The organism is Streptomyces sp. NPDC014623 (assembly GCF_043088245.1).
In the GTDB taxonomy this organism is placed as follows: Bacteria; Actinomycetota; Actinomycetes; order Streptomycetales; family Streptomycetaceae; genus Streptomyces.
Window position 1 is genome coordinate 120,583 of the sequence record NZ_JBIBZU010000017.1, and the last position, 18,591, is coordinate 139,173.

14 protein-coding genes and 1 pseudogene are annotated in these 18,591 nt (G+C 71.6%); 4 read left to right on the forward strand and 11 right to left on the reverse strand.

The window, feature by feature from the left end; genetic code table 11:
• Positions 1–2: 2 nt before the first annotated feature.
• From ACF1FZ_RS25675 to ACF1FZ_RS25690, 4 genes are all read right to left on the reverse strand, one after another.
• Positions 3–578, reverse strand: a complete 576-nt coding sequence (locus ACF1FZ_RS25675; RefSeq protein ID WP_391775755.1) for a helix-turn-helix domain-containing protein — start codon at positions 576–578, stop codon at positions 3–5.
• A 507-nt stretch (positions 579–1,085) separates the two neighbouring features.
• Positions 1,086–2,420 (reverse strand): chloride channel protein, encoded by a 1,335-nt coding sequence (locus ACF1FZ_RS25680; protein ID WP_391775756.1) that lies wholly within the window; start codon positions 2,418–2,420, stop codon positions 1,086–1,088.
• A 2-nt stretch (positions 2,421–2,422) separates the two neighbouring features.
• Entirely contained in the window at positions 2,423–2,776 is a 354-nt protein-coding gene (locus tag ACF1FZ_RS25685) for a DUF2252 family protein (protein WP_391775757.1), read from the reverse strand.
• A gap of 205 nt (positions 2,777–2,981) precedes the next feature.
• Positions 2,982–3,674 (reverse strand): hypothetical protein, encoded by a 693-nt coding sequence (locus ACF1FZ_RS25690; protein WP_391775758.1) that lies wholly within the window; start codon positions 3,672–3,674, stop codon positions 2,982–2,984.
• A 48-nt stretch (positions 3,675–3,722) separates the two neighbouring features.
• On the opposite strand from ACF1FZ_RS25690, the gene ACF1FZ_RS25695 reads away from it, so the two are divergent.
• Positions 3,723–3,953: a DUF6011 domain-containing protein gene (locus ACF1FZ_RS25695; protein WP_391775759.1), complete on the forward strand. Its 231-nt coding sequence runs from the start codon at positions 3,723–3,725 to the stop codon at positions 3,951–3,953.
• Positions 3,954–3,969: 16 nt separating this feature from the next.
• Here ACF1FZ_RS25695 and ACF1FZ_RS25700 read toward each other — a convergent pair whose 3' ends face one another.
• The gene (locus ACF1FZ_RS25700) at positions 3,970–4,845 is read right to left on the reverse strand and encodes an acyl-CoA thioesterase (RefSeq protein ID WP_391775760.1); all 876 of its coding nucleotides are present in this window, start codon (positions 4,843–4,845) and stop codon (positions 3,970–3,972) included.
• 34 nt (positions 4,846–4,879) lie between these two features.
• Positions 4,880–7,393 carry a DEAD/DEAH box helicase gene (locus ACF1FZ_RS25705; protein WP_391775761.1) on the reverse strand — a complete coding sequence of 838 codons (2,514 nt, stop codon included), beginning with the start codon at positions 7,391–7,393 and terminating at the stop codon, positions 4,880–4,882.
• 157 nt (positions 7,394–7,550) lie between these two features.
• Here ACF1FZ_RS25705 and ACF1FZ_RS25710 point away from each other — a divergent pair, with 157 nt between their 5' ends.
• The gene (locus ACF1FZ_RS25710; protein ID WP_391775762.1) at positions 7,551–8,342 is read left to right on the forward strand and encodes a metal-dependent hydrolase; all 792 of its coding nucleotides are present in this window, start codon (positions 7,551–7,553) and stop codon (positions 8,340–8,342) included.
• A gap of 86 nt (positions 8,343–8,428) precedes the next feature.
• Positions 8,429–9,964, forward strand: coding sequence for an ATP-dependent DNA ligase (locus ACF1FZ_RS25715; protein WP_391775763.1), 1,536 nt, complete (start codon positions 8,429–8,431; stop codon positions 9,962–9,964).
• A gap of 54 nt (positions 9,965–10,018) precedes the next feature.
• Here ACF1FZ_RS25715 and ACF1FZ_RS25720 read toward each other — a convergent pair whose 3' ends face one another.
• From ACF1FZ_RS25720 to ACF1FZ_RS25740, 5 genes and pseudogenes are all read right to left on the reverse strand, one after another.
• Positions 10,019–11,380, reverse strand: a complete 1,362-nt coding sequence (locus tag ACF1FZ_RS25720) for an NAD(P)/FAD-dependent oxidoreductase (protein WP_391775764.1) — start codon at positions 11,378–11,380, stop codon at positions 10,019–10,021.
• 259 nt (positions 11,381–11,639) lie between these two features.
• Positions 11,640–13,421: an ABC transporter ATP-binding protein gene (locus tag ACF1FZ_RS25725; protein ID WP_391775765.1), complete on the reverse strand. Its 1,782-nt coding sequence runs from the start codon at positions 13,419–13,421 to the stop codon at positions 11,640–11,642.
• A complete protein-coding gene (locus ACF1FZ_RS25730) occupies positions 13,418–15,259 on the reverse strand; it encodes an ABC transporter transmembrane domain-containing protein (RefSeq protein WP_391775766.1) in 1,842 nt (613 codons plus the stop codon). Before ACF1FZ_RS25730 ends, ACF1FZ_RS25725 begins: the two co-directional genes overlap by 4 nt.
• A gap of 176 nt (positions 15,260–15,435) precedes the next feature.
• A pseudogene (locus ACF1FZ_RS25735) lies at positions 15,436–15,818 on the reverse strand (FAD-binding oxidoreductase); the annotation flags it as partial.
• Between the two features lie 336 nt (positions 15,819–16,154).
• Positions 16,155–16,601, reverse strand: a complete 447-nt coding sequence (locus tag ACF1FZ_RS25740; protein WP_391775767.1) for a MarR family winged helix-turn-helix transcriptional regulator — start codon at positions 16,599–16,601, stop codon at positions 16,155–16,157.
• A 150-nt stretch (positions 16,602–16,751) separates the two neighbouring features.
• Between ACF1FZ_RS25740 and ACF1FZ_RS25745 the strand changes: the two genes are divergently transcribed.
• Positions 16,752–18,557 carry an ABC transporter ATP-binding protein gene (locus ACF1FZ_RS25745; RefSeq protein ID WP_391775768.1) on the forward strand — a complete coding sequence of 602 codons (1,806 nt, stop codon included), beginning with the start codon at positions 16,752–16,754 and terminating at the stop codon, positions 18,555–18,557.
• The last annotated feature ends 34 nt before the right edge of the window (positions 18,558–18,591 follow it).

Consider the following 18,591-nt stretch of genomic DNA (forward strand, 5'->3'; position numbering starts at 1 on the left):
ATTCACGGCAGGACAATCATCAGCGCGTAGCGGACCCGTTGCGGGCCCGGACAGCGGAAGTGCGAGGGGCCGCGCAGCCGGAAGCGCAGACAGTCGCCCTCGCGCAGGGTGTGCACGGTGCGGTCGACGGTGATCTCGGCCGTGCCCTCGAGTACCCAGATGTGCTGCTCCAGTCCGGGCACCGGCGCGTTCTCGTAGGAGATGCCGGCGCCCGCGTCGAGTGTGCCTTCGACGATCTCGGCCCGCAGCCCGGGGTGCGGCGGCGAGACGGAGCGGCGTACGCATCCGGAGCGCTCGTCCCGCCACACGGGCTGCCGCACGGCCGGGACCAGCTGGGGCGGCTCCGCCTCCACCTCGATCAGCAGCCGTGACATCGTCCGCCCGTACACCGCGCACAGGTGTCCGAGCACCGCGGTGGTGGGGCTCAGCTCTCCACGCTCCAGCCGAGACAGGGTCGAGCGGCTCACACCGGCTCGCCGGGACAACTCGTCCAACGACCAGCCCTGTTCGGCGCGGAGCGTGGCCAGCCGTACCGCGAGCCGGGTGCCGACAGAGTCCACCGAACCCTGATCTCCCATATCCGGGAAAATATCCCGGAAGAGAGACGTGGTGGCGGAAGCCGGAGCGCCGGCGTGCCGGTCCGATGAGCGGTCCATGAGCATCATTGCGGGTATTTCGATTCCGCGTACCGGCGTGCAGACCGAGGAAGCCGGCATGGCCGGGAGCGGGAGCGGGAGCGGGACGCGAAGGGGCCACGACACCGCCGGAGGGTGCGAGGCCGCCACGTCCGGCTGAACCGTCCTCGCGGCGGTGACCGACGGCCTCCGGTGGGGCCATGGCCGTCCTCAAGGGCGTCTCCGCCGTCGCCGAGGACGGCCTGCTCGTCACCACACGCACCTACGTCTTCCAGGCCAGCCTGACCGGCTGGGTCCGGGCGCGCCTCGTCCCGGGGCCGTCGCCCTGCTCGCCGGCTGCGCCCTTTCCGGCGGCGCCCTCCGGGCGGGCGCCACCGGCCCTCGCCGACTTCCTGTGGCTCCCGTACCACCCGTTCCGGTCCCTCGTCCTCATCGTGGTCAACATCCTCGTCATCCGGGCGCTGTGTCCGGGGCCGCGCCGGGGCGCCCGAGCCGGAGTACGAGGACGTAGGAGACCACCACCGAGACGATCACGAGCGGCATGACGGTGGTGCCCTCGGCTCCCAGCAGCAGCGTGGCCAGCAGGACCGATGTCATCGGCAGCCTCAGCATCGCCACGCACATGGCCCCGATGCCCATCGCGAAGCCCGAGGTGGCGTTCAGACCGGGCAGGTGCGACAGCGCCAGCCCGCCCGCCGCCCCCAGGAACATCGACGGGAAGATCGGGCCGCCCCGGAAGGCGCTCAGGGACGCCGAGTACGCGAGCGTCTTGCAGACGATCAGCACGAGGAGCGACCCGACCGCATAGGCGGCGTCCTCGGCGAGCAGTCCGCCGAGGGCGTCCTGGCCGGAGTACAGCACCTCGGACGCGTTCCTGCCCGTGCTCTGGGCGTAGAGGAACGCGAGTGCGCCGACGGTGAGGCCCATCACCGCGGTCGCGACCACCCGCCGCTGCTCGACGCGTTCCTGCAAGGAGGAGGAGAGTTTCTTGATGCCGGTGCCCGCGAGGGCGGCGGCCGCCCCGAGAGCGATGGCCCAGCCGAACTCGGCGGGAGTGGGCTGGGGGGCGTGAGGCACGTGGGGAAGGGCCAGGGAGTACGTCCCGAGGCCCGTCCACGTCCCGAGGCCGATGAAGATCAGGGATCCGATGCCGGAGGCGAGCAGCCCCGGCACGAGCACGAGACCGAGCATCATCCCGGCGAGGCCGGACGCCTCCATCAGCAGGAACGCGCCGAGGAGCGGCGACCCCAGCAGGGCGCTGACAGCGGCGAAGCTCCCCGCCGCGGCAACCATGGCGCTCGCGCTCGGCGCGATGCCGGGCTTGAGCAGGCGTACCGCGTACACGGCCAGCCCGCCACCGAGAGCGATGAGGGGGGCCTCGGGGCCGAGGACCGCACCGAGCCCGAGGGACGCGAGTGCGGCGAGCGCGACCCCCGGCAGCTCCGCTGCCGTGGGTGCCCCCGTGTTCACGAACCCCTCGGCCGGCTCGTGCCCGCCCGTGCCCGGGAGGCGGTGGACGGCCAGCCCGGTCAGCAGGCCGGCCAGGGCGAGCAGGGGCACGGGCCACCACGGAGGTGTGCCGTCGAAGCCCAGGGCCCGGGGCAGGTCCTCGTAGGTCAGCGACTGCAGTTCGTGCACGAGCGCGAGGAAGCCGAACGCGGCCGCGGAGACGGGGACTCCGAGGATCGCCACCATGATCAGGAGAACCGCGTACCCCCGGGTGCGCACCACGGCAAGAGGGTCAGGGTGTCCGGCCCCAGGGGCGGCGCCTGGTTCGGCCGACATCGTCATGATCTCCCCAGCGTCGGGTCCCGGCCGGGAACAGGCTGTCCCGCCGGGATCCACACGGTGATACCACGAGGTGACGTTCTGTCCGTGATGTACCCGCTGCTGAGGCGTGACGAGTCGAGGACCCGCCATCGCGCGTCCGCTCCGGCCACGGGAAGGCGGCCCGCCGCCACCGCGTCCACCAGCGTCCGGTGGTCCCCCTCCCCCTGACCGGCGTACCACCGGGCGGACGTCCCCGCTGCTCGGTCGAACACGTCACCGTGCCCCGGGCCGGCCGCGAGGGCGTTCCGGTCCCCGGATCGGGCGTGGGAGCGGGCCGGAGCGGCCCCGCACACCTCGCCGAAGGCGCCCATGCCGCGTGGCACCCTCTGTCCGGCTCGGCGATGCCCTTCCGGCCGCGCAGCCGGCGGTCGAAGACCCGAAGGCCGTCCCGCGTACGAGCTTTCCCGGCGGCTCCGGCCCGGAGGCGGCCCGGGCGACCCCTCCCAGACGTCCACCCGCCCGTCGCCGACCACGGCCGTCCGGGCCCTCGACGAGGCGCCCGACCGCACGGGGCCGTCACTCCTTCCTGTCGTCCCACTCGTTGCCGAGCAGCCAGCTGTCGAACGTGCGCAGCACGGCCACGAGGGCCGCCGCCAGCCGCCAGTCGTAACCTGGCGCGTGCAGATGCACCGTGTCGTCCTTCGACCTGAACTCCAGCGGAACCTCCCGGCCCGCACGCCACACGATGCGCCGTGGCCCGCGCGCCGCGTCCCCGTCACCGCTGAACAGGCTCAGCACGATGACCAGCGTCTGAAGCGGGGAGAGCAGCCACCACACGCACCACCACACGATCCGTCCCTTGAAGCCCACCGCCTCCTCACCGCCCGCAGGAGCCACCGTCCAGCGGGTGCGCAGACCCCGGCCGCGAAGCGCCTTCTCACGGACGAGCGTGCCGATGAGCTCACCGTGCGCCCCGAGCACCTGATAGGACGCGACACCGCTTCCGGCCGACACGGTCACCAGCGTGGCCAGCCGCTCCCGGCGGTACTCGTCCGCCCACAGCACGAAGGAGCGCGCGCCGCTGCCCCGCGCCGCCCGGTAGGCGGGTATCCCGCCCGGCGGAAGCTCACGCTCCACGTACGCCACCACGCGCTCGGGCGCCGAGCCCTCCGCACACAGCACCGGGTGCCCCACCGGGGCGGGGGCGTCCCCGCCGGCCGCGGATCCTCCGCTCCGTGGCGAGGGCCCCATCCTCAGTACGCTGCTCACCGCTGTGCCCCTCCGTGATGTGTCGTACCGGCTTGAGAGGATCCGTACGTGGAATCCCCCGAGCCCCTTCCCGAACTCTTCCCAGGGCCGCAACCGGAAGCAGGAGGCCGCGAAGCCGGGCGCCCGGTGCGGTGCGCCCTCTGCGGACGGCCCCTCACCGGTGCGGCATCGCGACGCAGCGGACTCGGCCCCGCCTGCGACGCCAAGCTGCACCCGGCGGGCCCGGACATCCGGACCCGCCGTCACGAGGTGGAGCAGGACCCGCTGCCCGGCACCTGAAGCCGCCGCAACGGGCCTACGCGCCGTCGAGCCGGCGGAACAGCCCTTCCTGCACCACGGACACCAGCAACTGCCCCTGACGGTCGTAGATCCGCCCCCTGGCCAGCCCGCGGCCTCCCGTGGCGATCGGTGACTCCTGGTCGTACAGGAACCACTCGTCCGCCCGGAACGGCCGGTGGAACCACATGGCGTGATCCAGCGAGGCCATGTCGAAGCCGCGCGGTCCCCACAGGGGCTCGACCGGGATCCGCACCGCGTCCAGCAGCGTCATGTCGCTGGCGTACGTCAGCGCGCAGGTGTGGACGAGCGGATCGTCGCCCAGCGGGCCGACCGCACGCATCCAGACCGCGCTGCGCGGGTCCGCGTCCTCGATCTCCTCGCGTGTCCAGCGCAGCCGGTCGACGTAACGGATGTCGAAGGGCTGGCGCCGGGCCATCCGCTCCAGAGCCTCCGGCAGGCCGCCGAGATGCTCGCGCACCTCGTCGGCGACCGTCGGCAGCCCGTCCGGATCGGGCACGACACGGGCCGGGGGGAGCTGGTGCTCGAACCCGGCCTCCTCCGGCCGGTGGAAGGACGCCGTCAGATTGAAGATCGTCCGGCCCTGCTGCACGGCCGTGACCCTGCGCGTGGTGAAGGAACGGCCGTCCCTCACCCGCTCCACGTCGTACACGATCGGCACGCCGGGCCGCCCGGGCCGCAGGAAATAGGCGTGCAGCGAGTGCACCGGACGGTCCCCGTCCGTGGTGCGTCCTGCCGCGACCAGTGCCTGGCCCGCGACCTGCCCGCCGAAGACCCGTTGCAGGGACTCCTCGGGGCTGCGGCCACGGAAGATGTTGACCTCGATCCGCTCCAGGTCGAGCAGGTCGACCAGGCTGTCGGCGGGGTTCGTCATGCGGTTCTTCTCCACTCCTCCGGCCGGTGCGCCGTCACAGCCGGCCCACGGCCGTGACCCGGACGACCGCCCGGCCCTCCTCGTCGGAGGCCGCGAGATCGACCTCCGCACGAATTCCCCAGTCGTGGTCCCCGGCCGGGTCGGCGAATGCCTGCCACACCCGCCACAGACCGTGCCCGGGGTCCTCGTCGATCTTCAGCAGCTTCGGACCGCGCGCGTCCGGACCCGTACCGATGTCCTCGTGCGCGTCCCAGTAGTCGTCCATCGCGCCGCCCCAGGCGTCCTCGTCCCAGCCGGAATCGGCGTCCAGCTCGCCCAGGTCGCGGACCCGGTCCAGGGCCGCCAGCTCCACCCGGCGGAACATGGCGTTGCGCACCAGGACCCGGAAGGCACGGGCGTTGGCCGTCACCGGCTTGACCTCGTCGGCACGCTCCTGTGCCTGCTCGGCCGTCTCCACCTCGGGGTTGGCCAGCTGTTCCCACTCGTCCAGCAGGCTGGAGTCCACCTGACGCACCATCTCGCCCAGCCAGGCGATCAGGTCCTCCAGGTCCTCGGACTTCAGGTCGTCGGGGATGGTGTGTTCCAGGGCCTTGTAGGCGCTGGCCAGATACCGCAGGACGATGCCCTCGGTGCGGGCCAGCTCGTAGTTCGAGGTGAACTCCGTGAAGGTCATGGCCCGCTCGAACATGTCGCGGATCACCGACTTCGGCGACACGGGGTGGTCACCGACCCACGGGTGGCTGGTGCGGTACACGTCATAGGCGTGCCAGAGCAGTTCGCTCAGCGGCTTGGGATACGTGACCTCCTGGAGCCGCTCCATCCGCTCCTCGTACTCCACACCGTCCGCCTTCATCTGCCCGACGGCCTCGCCCCGCGCCTTGTTCTGCTGGGCGGCCAGGATCTGCCGCGGGTCGTCGAGCGTCGACTCGACGACGGAGACCATGTCCAGCGCGTAGGAAGGGGACTCGGCGTCCAGCAGGTCGAACGCGGCCAGCGCGAAGGTGGACAGCGGCTGGTTGAGCGCGAAGTCCTGCTGGAGGTCGACGGTGAGCCGTACGGTCCTGCCCTCGGCGTCGGGCGTGTCGAGCTGCTCCACGACACCGCCGTCGAGCAGCGAGCGGTAGATCGCGATGGCGCGGCGGATGTGCCTCAGCTGTGCCCTGCGCGGCTCGTGGTTGTCCTCCAGCAGGTGCCGCATCGCCTGGAAGGCGTTGCCCGGCCGGGCGATCACCGAGAGCAGCATGGTGTGCGTGACCCGGAAGCGGGAGGTCAACGGTTCGGGTTCGGACTGGATCAGCTTGTCGAACGTGGTCTCCGACCAGGCGACGAAACCCTCGGGGGCCTTCTTGCGGACCACCTTGCGCTTCTTCTTGGGGTCGTCGCCCGCCTTCCTGACGGCTTTCTCGTTCTCGATCACGTGCTCGGGAGCCTGCGCCACGACGAAGCCCGCCGTGTCGAAGCCGGCCCGGCCGGCCCGGCCGGCGATCTGGTGGAACTCACGGGCGCGCAGCGTGCGCACGCGGGTGCCGTCGTACTTGGTGAGAGCGGTGAACAGTACGGTGCGGATGGGCACGTTGACCCCGACGCCCAGCGTGTCCGTCCCGCAGATGACCTTCAGCAGGCCCGCCTGCGCGAGCTTCTCCACGAGGCGGCGGTACTTGGGCAGCATGCCCGCGTGGTGCACCCCGATCCCGTGCCGGACGTAGCGTGAGAGGTTCTGGCCGAACTTGGTGGTGAAGCGGAAGCTGCCGATCAGGTCGGCGATCTTCTCCTTCTCCTCCTTCGTGCACATGTTGATGCTCATCAGCGACTGCGCCCGCTCCACCGCCGCGGCCTGCGTGAAGTGCACGATGTAGACGGGCGACTGCCGGGTGTCCAGGAGCTCGGTGAGCGTCTCCGTGATCGGCGTCAGCCGGTACTCGTAGCTCAGCGGCACCGGCCGGGTCGCGGAGCGCACCACGGACGTCGGGCGGCCGGTACGGCGGGTCAGGTCCTTCTCGAACATCGAGACATCGCCGAGCGTCGCCGACATCAGCACGAACTGCGCCTGCGGGAGTTCCAGGAGCGGGATCTGCCAGGCCCAGCCCCGGTCGGGCTCCGCGTAGAAGTGGAACTCGTCCATCACGACCTGGCCGATGTCGGCGTACTTGCCGTCACGCAGCGCGATCGAGGCGAGCACCTCGGCGGTGCAGCAGATGACCGGGGCGTCGGCGTTGACCGAGGCGTCACCGGTCAGCATGCCGACGTTCTCCGTACCGAAGAGCTTGCACAGGTCGAAGAACTTCTCCGACACCAGCGCCTTGATCGGAGCGGTGTAGAACGTGACCTTGTCCTGGGCCAGTGCGGTGAAGTGCGCCCCCGCCGCGACCAGGCTCTTTCCGGACCCGGTGGGAGTGGAAAGGATCACGTTCGCACCGGAGACCACCTCGATCAGCGCCTCCTCCTGAGCCGGATAGAGGGTGATGCCCTGCGATTCGGTCCATGACGAGAAGGCCTCGAAGAGGGCGTCCGGGTCGGCGGTCGGGGGCAGCTGATCGATAAGGGTCACGCCCCCATCTTGCCTGCCTCCCGCCCGGATGAGGGAACCGGAGGACCCGGCGAAGATCACGGACGATACGCTGCCCACTCAACTCGGCTGTCGGGTACAGGCAATGGCGGCCCGGCCTGGACGCACGGCCGAATCACGATGGGGGCGGGAAACAGCCATGATGGGACCGGCACACTCTCTGTCAGGGGCAGCGGCCTGGCTGGGGGTGGGTGCCGCGGCCGCGGCCGCGGGCCACACGATGCCCTGGCCCGTCCTGGTCGTGGGCGCCCTGATCACCGCGGGCGCCGCGCTCGCCCCGGACCTGGACCACAAGTCGGCCACCATCTCGCGCGCCTTCGGCCCGGTGTCCAAGGGCATCTGCGAGATCGTCGACAAACTTTCGTACGCGGTCTACAAGGCGACGAAGGGACCCGGCGACCCGCGCAGGACCGGCGGCCACCGCACCCTCACACACACCTGGCTCTGGGCCGTGCTGACCGGAGGGGCCGCGTCGGTCGCGGCGATCACCGGGGGCCGGTGGGCCGTCCTGGCGATCCTCTTCGTCCACCTCGTCCTCGCGGTCGAAGGGCTCCTGTGGCGGGCGGCCAGGGTGTCCAGCGACGTCCTGGTATGGCTGCTCGGCGCGACCAGCGCCTGGATCCTGGCAGGAGTGCTGGACCAGCCCGGCAGCGGGTCGAACTGGCTGTTCGAGGCACCCGGCCAGGAGTACCTCTGGCTCGGGCTCCCGATCGTGCTCGGCGCGCTCGTCCACGACATCGGGGACGCCCTGACGGTCTCGGGCTGCCCGATCCTGTGGCCGATCCCGCTGGGCCGCAAGCGCTGGTACCCGATCGGGCCGCCGAAGGCCATGCGCTTCCGGGCCGGCAGCTGGGTGGAGATCAAGGTGCTGATGCCGGCCTTCATGATCCTCGGCGGAGTGGGCGGCGCGGCGGCACTCAACGTCATATGACGGCCGGCCGTCCCGGGAGGAGGGAGCCCCGCTGCCGTAGCGCCTTCCGGGGGGCGGCGGGCCCGCAGCCGTAGCACCATGGCGGCATGCTGCTCGCCCGGCTCGCCCACGTGTCCCTGGAGGTCGCCGCTACGTCGGCCCGGACCCGGAAGACCGCCCTGCTGGCCGGACTCTTCCGGGAGGCGGGGGCGGACGACGTCCCGGTCGTCATCCCGTATCTCGCCGGCCGTCTCCCGCAGGGACGGCTGGGGATCGGATGGAGCGCTCTGCGCGTCCCGGTGACGCCCGCCGGCGAGCCCACGCTCACCGTGGCGGAGACGGACGAGGCGCTGACGGCGATCGGCGCCCTGACCGGCCCGGGGTCGCAGTCCGCGCGCAAGGAGCACCTGACGCGGCTGCTCGGCGCCGCGACTGCGGACGAACAGTACTTCCTGCGCGCGCTGCTCACCGGAGAAGTGCGTCAGGGCGCGCTGGACGCCGTCGCCGTCGACGCCCTGGCCGATGCCGCCGGAGCCCCGCGCGCCGGGGTACGCCGCGCCGTCATGCTCGCCGGATCGATCGTGCCCGTCGCCCGTGCGCTGCTCGCGGAGGGCCCGGGGGCGCTCGCGTCCTTCCGGCTCACCGTCGGCCGGCCGGTCCAGCCCATGCTGGCACACACGGCCCGCTCGGTGACCGAGGCGATCGACAGGCTGGGGGCCTGCGCCGTCGAGGAGAAGCTGGACGGAATCCGCGTACAGGTGCACCGTGACGGCGCGCGGGTGCACGCCTACACCCGCGCGCTCGACGACATCACCGACCGGCTCCCCGAGCTCGTCACCGCGGTGACCGGCCTCCCCGCCGAGCGGTTCGTCCTCGACGGCGAGGTGATCGCGCTCGGGGCCGACGGGAGGCCCCGGCCGTTCCAGGAGACCGCCGGCCGGGTGGGGTCCCGCCGCGATGTCGCCACCGCGGCGGACGCCGTCCCCCTGGTCCCCGTCTTCTTCGACGTGTTGTCCGTCGACGGACGCGACCTCCTCGACCTCTCCTTCGCCGAACGCCACCGGGAGCTGGCCGCGCTGGTCCCCGGAGCGATGCGCGTCCGGCGCGTCGTCGTGGAGGACCCCGCGGACCATGCGCAGCGCGAGGCGGCGGTCGCGTTCTCCGAGGCCACGCTGGCCCGCGGGCACGAGGGCGTCGTGGTCAAGAGCGGTACGGCGGCGTACAGCGCAGGCCGCCGGGGCGCTTCCTGGCTGAAGGTGAAACCCGTGCACACCCTCGACCTCGTGGTGCTGGCCGCCGAATGGGGCAACGGCAGACGCACCGGGAAGCTCTCCAACCTGCACCTGGGCGCGCGCCGGGAGGACGGCACGTTCGCGATGCTGGGCAAGACCTTCAAAGGACTCACGGACACCATGCTCACATGGCAGACCGGACGTCTCCGGGAACTGGCCACCGCCGACGACGGGCATGTGGTGACGGTGCGCCCGGAACTCGTCGTGGAGATCGCCTACGACGGCCTCCAGAGCTCCACCCGCTATCCGGAAGGCGTCACGCTGCGCTTCGCCCGCGTCCTGCGCTACCGCGAGGACAAGCGGGCCCAGGAGGCGGACACGGTCGAGGCGGTGCTCTCACGCAGGACATGACTCCGGTCCCCGCCGGCGTGGCGGAGACCGGGTGAGGGTGCTCGGGCGGACGGCTCAGCCGCGGGCCTCCATGCCGGCGGTGTGCGCGCGGATCTCCTCCGGAGTGAGGTAGGCGTCGGTGTACTCGAAATCGCGCAGGGTGGCCTCCTTACGCGCCTGGAACCCCGTACGCACGAAGTCGGCACCGGCGATCGCGTTGAGCAGCCAGTTGGTCATGACCCGGGTCTTGGCGACGTTCGTCCGCAGTGCCGCCCAGTGGTATCCGCGAGCCGCGGCCTGGGCCGGCAAGCCCCTCAGCTCGATGCCGAGCGGCTTGGACACCGCGTCCCTGCCGCCGAGGTCCACGACCAGACCGAGGTCCTTGTGGACGTACGGCTTCAGCGGACGGCCGCGCAGGGACGCGATGAGGTTGTCCGCCAGCCTGCGGCCCTGACGCATGGCGTGCTGAGCGGTGGGCGGACAGATCGCTTCGTCGCCCTTGGCCAGATCCGGCACCGCCGCGGCGTCGCCGAGCGCGAACACCCCGTCGGCACCGGGCAACTTCATCTCCGGTGTCACGGCGAGCCGGCCGCGTACGGTCTCGGCGTCGAGGGTGGCGATGAGCGGACTCGCCGCGACTCCGGCCGTCCAGATCAGCGTGCGACAGGGCAGGACCCGGCCGTCCGTGAGCGTCACCTTGTCCGGCCCCGCCTCGGCCACGGAGACACCGAGCGAGACCTCGATGCCGCGCCTGCGCAGGATCTCGAGGGCGCTGAGACCGAGCTTGTCACCGAGCTCCGGCATGAGCTTGGGCGCGATGTCGATCAGATGCCACTTGATCAGCTCGGGGTCCAGCCGGGGGTAGTGCTTGACGGCGTTGGTGGTGAGCAGCTGCAGGCACGCGGCCGTCTCCGTCCCGGCGTAACCCCCGCCCACCACCACGAACTGCAGCCGGGACGCCCGCTCCTCCTCGTCGTGACTGGCGTCGGCCAGATCGAGCTGGGAGATGACGTGGTCCCGGATGTAGGCGGCCTCGGCCAGGGTCTTCATACCCCGGGCGTTGTCGACGAGTCCCGGGATGTCGAAGGTCCGGGTGACGCTGCCGGCGGCCATCACGATGTAGTCGTACGGCTCGTTCACGATCTCGTCCGTGATCTTGCGGACCACGCAGACCTTCGCCTTCGTATCCACTCCGATGGCCCCGCCCGGCACGATCCGGGTGCGGTGGCGGCGGCTCCGGCGCAGGGAGATGGCGACCGACTGGGGGGTGAGGACCCCGGAGGCGACCTGGGGGAGCAACGGCAGATAGAGCTGGTACGAGAACGGGGTGACGAGCGCGATGTCCGCCTCGCCGGGGGCGAGACTGCGCTCCAGCCGGCGCACGCATTCGACCCCGGCGAAGCCGGCGCCGACAACGAGGATCCTGGGTCGTGCCACGGTGTGCGTCCCTTCTCGGGCTTACGCGGTCATCGCTCGCCTGCCCCGTATCCGGGGCCAGTCACCCCTCATCCTCACCGGCGGGCGCTGAGTTCGCCTCTCGTGCGGCGAGTGCGGGAACGGGACGGTGACGCGCGGGCAGGGCTCGTACATGACGGGAGACCGGCGGACACGGAGGCGCATCCGCCGTCCGGCGGATGCGCCTCCGTGTCCGGGAAGGGCGGTCCGGCAGTACGGACGTCCCCGGCGGAGCCCCGGCTCAGCCGTGCCAGGAACGCCACAACGCCGCATACGCGCCGTCCGCGGACACCAGCTCGTCGTGGCTGCCCAGCTCGCTGATCCGGCCGTCCTCGACCACCGCGATCACATCCGCGTCGTGCGCCGTGTGCAGCCGGTGCGCGATCGCCACGACCGTACGGCCCTCCAGTACCCGTGCCAGCGAACGCTCCAGGTGACGGGCGGCCCGCGGATCGAGCAACGAGGTCGCCTCGTCCAGCACCAGCGTGTGCGGGTCCGCCAGGACGAGGCGCGCCAGGGCGATCTGCTGGGCCTGCGCCGGGGTCAGGGCCAGACCGCCCGAGCCGACCTCCGTGTCCAGCCCTCCGCCGAGGGACTTCGCCCAGCCGTCCGCGTCCACCGCGGCGAGCGAGGCCCACAGCTCCGCGTCCTCGGCATCCGTACGGGCGAGCAGCAGGTTGTCCCGGAGCGAGCCCACGAACACGTGGTGCTCCTGGTTGACGAGAGCCACATGGGCCCGCACCCGCTCGGCCGTCATCCGGGACAGCTCGGCGCCTCCCAGCGAGACGGTGCCGAGCCGGGGAGCGTAGATCCCCGCCAGCAGCCTCCCCAGGGTCGACTTGCCCGCCCCGGACGGTCCGACCAGCGCCAGCCGCGTACCGGGGGCGACGTCCAGAGAGACCTCGTGCAGGACGTCGACGCCGGCACGGTAGCCGAAACGCACGTCTTCGGCCCTCACCTCCCGGCCGTCGGGGCCGACGAGGTCGTCACCCGCGTCGGGCTCGATCTCCCGTACGCCGACGAGCCTGGCCAGCGACACCTGGGCGACCTGCAACTCGTCGTACCAGCGCAGGATCAGGCCGATCGGGTCCACCATCATCTGCGCCAGGAGCGCCCCTGTCGTCAGCTGCCCGACGGTGAGCCAGTCCTCCATCACGAACCAGCCGCCGATCAGCAGGACGGCGCCGAGGATCGTCACGTACGTGGTGTTGATGACCGGGAAGAGCACCGAGCGCAGGAACAGGGTGTACTGCTCCCACGCCGTCCACTCCTTGACCCGCCGGTCCGAAAGCGCGACCCTGCGGGCCCCGAGCCGGTGGGACTCCACGGTCCGTCCGGCGTCCACGGTCTCCGCGAGCACGGCCGCGACCGCCGCGTACCCGGCCGCCTCCGAACGGTAGGCGGAGGGTGCTCGCCGGAAATACCAGCGACAGCCGATGACCAGCACCGGAAGCGCGATGAGCACGGCCAGTGCCAGCGGCGGGGCGGTGACGGTCAGCGCGCCGAGCAGCAGCCCGGCCCAGACCACGCCGATCGCCAGCTGCGGCACGGCCTCACGCATCGCGTTGGCCAGCCGGTCGATGTCCGTCGTGATCCTGGACAGCAGATCTCCGGTACCCGCCCGCTCCAGGACGCCGGGCGGCAGCCCGACCGACCGGACGAGGAAGTCCTCGCGCAGGTCGGCGAGCATCTCCTCGCCGAGCATGGCCCCGCGCAGCCGCATCGCCCGGGTGAACACGGTCTGCACGACCAGCGCCAGCGCGAACACCGCGGCGGTGCGCTCCAGATGAAGGTCGGTGACCCCGTCGGAGAGGTCCTCGACCAGTCCGCCCAGCAGGTACGGGCCGGTGATCGACGCGATCACGGCGATCGCGTTGGCTGTGATGAGTACCGCGAAGGGTTTGCGGTGACGCCGTAGCAGGGCGCTGACGTACGTCCGTACGGTCGTCGGCGTGCCGACCGGCAGGGTCGTCGCCGACTCCGGTGCGGCAGGGTCGAACTCCGGTGGTGCCAGGCCGATCATGCCTTCTCCTCGATTTCCTCGACCGTCCGGCCCGGCCGGAGGCCGCCGATCACGGGGGTCTTGTCCGGTGCGGCGGCCGGTGCGGCGGCCTCGTCCTCGGTCTCACGGGTCACGACCGCCCGGTACCGCGGTTCGTCCCGCAGCAGGCGGCGGTGCGTGCCCGCCGCCACGACCGTGCCCCCGTGGAGGAGCACGACCCGGTCCGCGAGGTCCAGGAGCAGCGGGGACGAGGCGAACGCCACTGTCGTACGGCCCCGGCGCAGCTTCTCGACACCGGCGGCGACCCTGGCCTCCGTGTGCGAGTCCACGGCGGACGTCGGCTCGTCCAGCACGAGGGTCTCCGGGTCGGTGACCAGGGAGCGGGCCAGCGCGAGCCGCTGCCTCTGACCACCGGACAACGACCTGCCGCGCTCGGTGATCCGGGTGTTCATCGGGTCGCCGTCCTCATCGACGGATGCCTGGGCCAGCGCGTCCAGCACGTCACCGCACCGGGCGGCGTCGAGCGCGTCCTCGGCCGTGACCCCGCCCGAGGACGGGACGTCCATCAGCTCTCGCAGTGTCCCCGAGAGCAGCACCGGGTCCTTGTCCTGCACCAGCACCGCGGCCCGTGCCGAGTCCAGCGGCAGCTCGTCCAGCGGTACACCGCCGAGCAGTACCGAGGGGACCGGTCCGGTCCCCTCATCCGGCTCGGCGTGCCCGCCGAGCCGTTCCGCCAACCGCCCCGCCTCGTCGGGGTCCCCGCAGACCACGGCGGTGAACAGGCCCTGCGGCGCCATCAGTCCGGTCACCGGGTCGTACAGGTCACCACGGGGTGTGGTGGCACCGGCCGTCGGGGGACGCGTACTGCGTCGCAACGACAGCACCCGGACCGCGCGCTGGGCGGACGGCCGGGAGAAGGAGTACGCCATGGCGATCTCCTCCACATTGCGCAGAGGGAAGAGCATCAGGGTCGCCGCGCTGTACACGGTGACCAGCTGGCCGACGTCGATCCGGCCGTCCCTGGCCAGCGTGGCGCCGTACCAGACCAGCGAGATCAGCAGGACTCCCGGCAGGAACACCTGGACCGCCGAGATGAGCGCCCACATCCGCGCACTGCGCACGGCGGCTCTGCGAACCTCCTGGGAAGCACGCCGGTAGCGGTCGAGGAACAGCTCCTCACCACCGATGCCGCGCAGCACCCGCAGCCCGGCGACCGTGTCGGAGGCCAGCTCGGTGGCCCGGCCCGCCTTCTCGCGCTGCTGATCCGCCCGGCGGGTGGCCCGGGGGAGCAACGGCAGGACGGCCAGTGCAAGGACAGGAGTGGCGATGGCGACCAGCACACCGAGTGAGGGCAGGTAGAGGACCAGCCCGACGCAGATCAGTACGAGGGCGGTCGCGGCGGCCACGAAGCGCGACAGCGCCTCGACGAACCAGCCGATCTTCTCGACATCGCCCGTGGACACCGCGACCACTTCACCGGCGGCCACCCTCCGGGTCAGCGCCGAGCCCAGCTCGGCCGTCCTGCGCGCCAGCAGCTGCTGCACCCGGGCCGCGGCGGTGATCCAGTTGGTGACCGCCGTCCGGTGAAGCATGGTGTCGCCCACGGCGATCAGGATGCCGAGGACGACGAGGAGCACACCGGCCGTCGCGAGGCCCCGGCCGGAACGGTCGATGACGGCCTGCACCGCCAGACCGACGGCCAGCGGAAGGCCCGCGATCGCGCAGTGGTGGAGCAGCCCCCAGGCAAGGGACTTGAGCTGGCCTGCGAGCTGGTTCCGCCCCAGCCAGAAAAGAAAACGGGGGCCTGACCGTACATCGGGATCGCCGGGGTCCGAATACGGAAGATCGCGAATCTGCATGACGTCCCAAGGATCGGAAGCGGAGATCCGTGGCGGATCTGGTGGAACAGTGGGGGACCAAACCGTGCAAGGTTCGCTTCCTGGCGCTGCCCGGGGCAACCGATTATTTCCGCGAAGGCACTCCGATCCGGAGGGCGGGCCGGATCACCCGGCCGATGTCCTGGGGTCCGGGGGGCGGGCCGGGCCGCCCGCTCGAGCTCGATGAGCGCCGAGTGGCAGCGGTGGCCGGTCGCCCGGTCCGTCCCGGTCTCGCGCATCCGGTCCGCCGACAGGCAGGCGTCGTACACCGGGTGCTGGCCCCCGTCACCTCCTTGGCGGTCACCGGGCCGGTGAGCTCCTTGTGCGGCACGCCGCGGTCGTCGGTGAAGCCGCGGCGACCCGCGTCGTCCGGCCCGACGACCGCGGCGGCGCACGCCTCGGCCGGCGCACGCAGGCGGGCCACGTCGCCCAGATGCTCCATCGATCAGGTGGGATGCAGGACGGCGGAACCGGTCCTGCGGAAAACGGACAGTGAGGGGAGCGGCTCATCGGCGGCCCGGACGAGCGAGTCGACGACGGCGGCCCGGGAGACCGTGCTGCGGCCGTTGCCGTGCGCGTAGGAGAGGATCGCCGAGATGTCGTCGAGGCCCTCGGGGAGGGGCCGGCCCCACCTGGGGCAGGAAGCGGTAAGGGCTGGTATCAGAGGCGTACCGCACGAAGCCGGAGACCTTCCACAGCGTCTTTTCCGGACCGAGCGGAGCGGTCAGGGCGGCCCGCGGCTCCGGCGGGGGCCCCGACGCCTTCCAGCCGGGCACCGGCCCGGGGCCGGTGCGCGTGCCGTACGGGGGCGCCGGGCCTCGGCTCAGCCATGCCCAGATCCCCTCGACGGCGCGGCGCGGTGGACGCACCGCCCGCCTCAGCAGCGGCGGCGCTCCGGCATACCGTCGACCAGAGCGGTGAGCAGCCCACCGAGCACCTCACGCTGTGCGGCGGTCAACGGAGCCAGGATCTCCTCCGCGGCCGCCTTACGCGCGTCGCGCATGGAACGGAGCACTGACCGCCCCTCCTCGGTGATCTCGATACGGACCACCCGGCGGTTGGCCGGATCGGGTGCACGTCGCACCCGGCCGCTCGCCTCCAGGCCGTCGACCAGAGTGGTCACCGCTCGAGGGACGACATCCAGGCGCTCGGCGAGGTCGGCCATCCGGGGCGGACCCTCGTAATGCGCGGTCGTGCGCAGCAGACGGAACTGGGCCGGGGTGATGCCGATCGGCTCCAGCTGCCGGCTCTGGATGCGCTGGAGACGGCGCGTGAGCCGCAGCAGCTGCTCGGCGAGCATGCCGTCGGAGTCGGGGGAGTCCATGAGGGAACAATATCAGGACTTTGTTCATTGTGAACAGAGGTAACAATGGGCTAGGCTCCCGGAAGCCGGCTCGACTGTCAGCTTCCGGCCCCGCGTACCAGCTGCCGGGAGCCCGGGCCGGCCTCCCGTCGCACACCTCCGAAGGAGCCCATGAAACCCGACGAACCCGCCTGGACACCTCCGGCAGCAGACGGCGGGCAGCCGCCCGCCGAACTGCGCCGGATCTTCCGGCTCTTCCGCCCCTACCGCGGCAGACTCACCGTGGTCGGGCTACTGGTCGGCGCCTCCTCGCTGGTGTCGGTCGCCTCCCCGTTCCTGCTCCGCGAGATCCTGGACACCGCGATCCCTCAGGGCCGCACGGGGCTGCTCACGCTGCTCGCGCTCGGCATGATCCTGACCGCGGTGATGAACAGTGTCTTCGGCGTACTCCAGACCCTGATCTCCACGACGGTCGGCCAGCGCGTCATGCACGACCTGCGCACCGCCGTCTACACCCAGCTGCAGCGGATGCCGCTCGCCTTCTTCACCCGGACCCGCACGGGCGAGGTCCAGTCCCGCATCGCGAACGACATCGGGGGGATGCAGGCGACGGTCACCTCGACCGCGACCTCCCTGGTCTCCAACCTCACCTCCGTCATCGCCACCGTGGTCGCCATGCTGGCACTGGACTGGCGGCTGACCGTGGTGTCGCTGCTCCTGCTGCCCGTCTTCGTCTGGATCAGCCGTCGCGTCGGCCGGGAGCGCAAGAAGATCACCACTCAGCGCCAGAAGCAGATGGCCGCGATGGCGGCCACGGTCACCGAGTCGCTCTCGGTCAGCGGCATCCTGCTCGGCCGGACCATGGGGCGCTCGGAGTCACTCACCAAGGCCTTCTCCGAGGAGTCGGAGCGCCTGGTCGGCCTGGAGGTGCGCTCCAACATGGCCGGGCGCTGGAGGATGTCGACCATCGGGATCGTGATGGCCGCCATGCCCGCCGTCATCTACTGGGCGGCAGGCCTCACCATGCAGTCGGGCGTCACGGCGGTCTCCATCGGCACCCTGGTCGCCTTCGTCTCGCTCCAGCAGGGCCTGTTCCGGCCGGCCGTGAGTCTGCTCTCCACCGGCGTGCAGATGCAGACGTCCCTCGCCCTGTTCGCGCGCATCTTCGAGTACCTCGATCTCGAGGTGGACATCACCGAGCCCGAGAAGCCCGTCCGGCTGGACGGGATCCGCGGCGAAGTCGCCTTCGAGGACGTCACCTTCAGTTACGACCCGAAGAGCGGGCCGACCCTGAGCGGCATCGACGTGACCGTGCCCGCAGGGAGCAGCCTTGCCGTCGTCGGCCCCACCGGATCGGGCAAGTCCACGCTCAGCTACCTGGTGCCGCGGCTGTACGACGTCACGGCGGGCAGGGTCACGATCGACGGGGTCGACGTGCGCGACCTGGGCTTCGACACCCTCGCCCGGGCGGTCGGGGTGGTCTCCCAGGAGACCTACCTCTTCCACGCCTCGGTCGCCGAGAACCTTCGCTTCGCCAAACCGGACGCCACCGACGAGGAGATCGAGGCCGCGGCCCGCACCGCGCAGATCCACGATCACATCGCCGGGCTGCCCGACGGCTACGACACCCTCGTCGGTGAACGCGGGTACCGGTTCTCGGGCGGCGAGAAGCAGCGGCTGGCGATCGCCCGCACGATCCTCCGGGACCCGCCGGTACTGATCCTCGACGAGGCGACAAGCGCCCTCGACACCCAAACGGAACACGCCGTGCAGCAAGCCATCGACGCCCTGTCGAAGGGCCGCACCACTCTCACCATCGCGCACCGGCTCTCCACCGTCCGGGACGCGGACCAGATCGTCGTACTGGACGCAGGCCGCGCGGCCGAGCGCGGTACACACGAGGAACTGCTCGCGAAGAACGGGCGCTACGCAGCTCTGATCCGTCGCGACAGCCATCCGGCGCCGGCCACCACCTGAGACGTCGACCCGGCTGCGGAGCGGCCCGGGATGC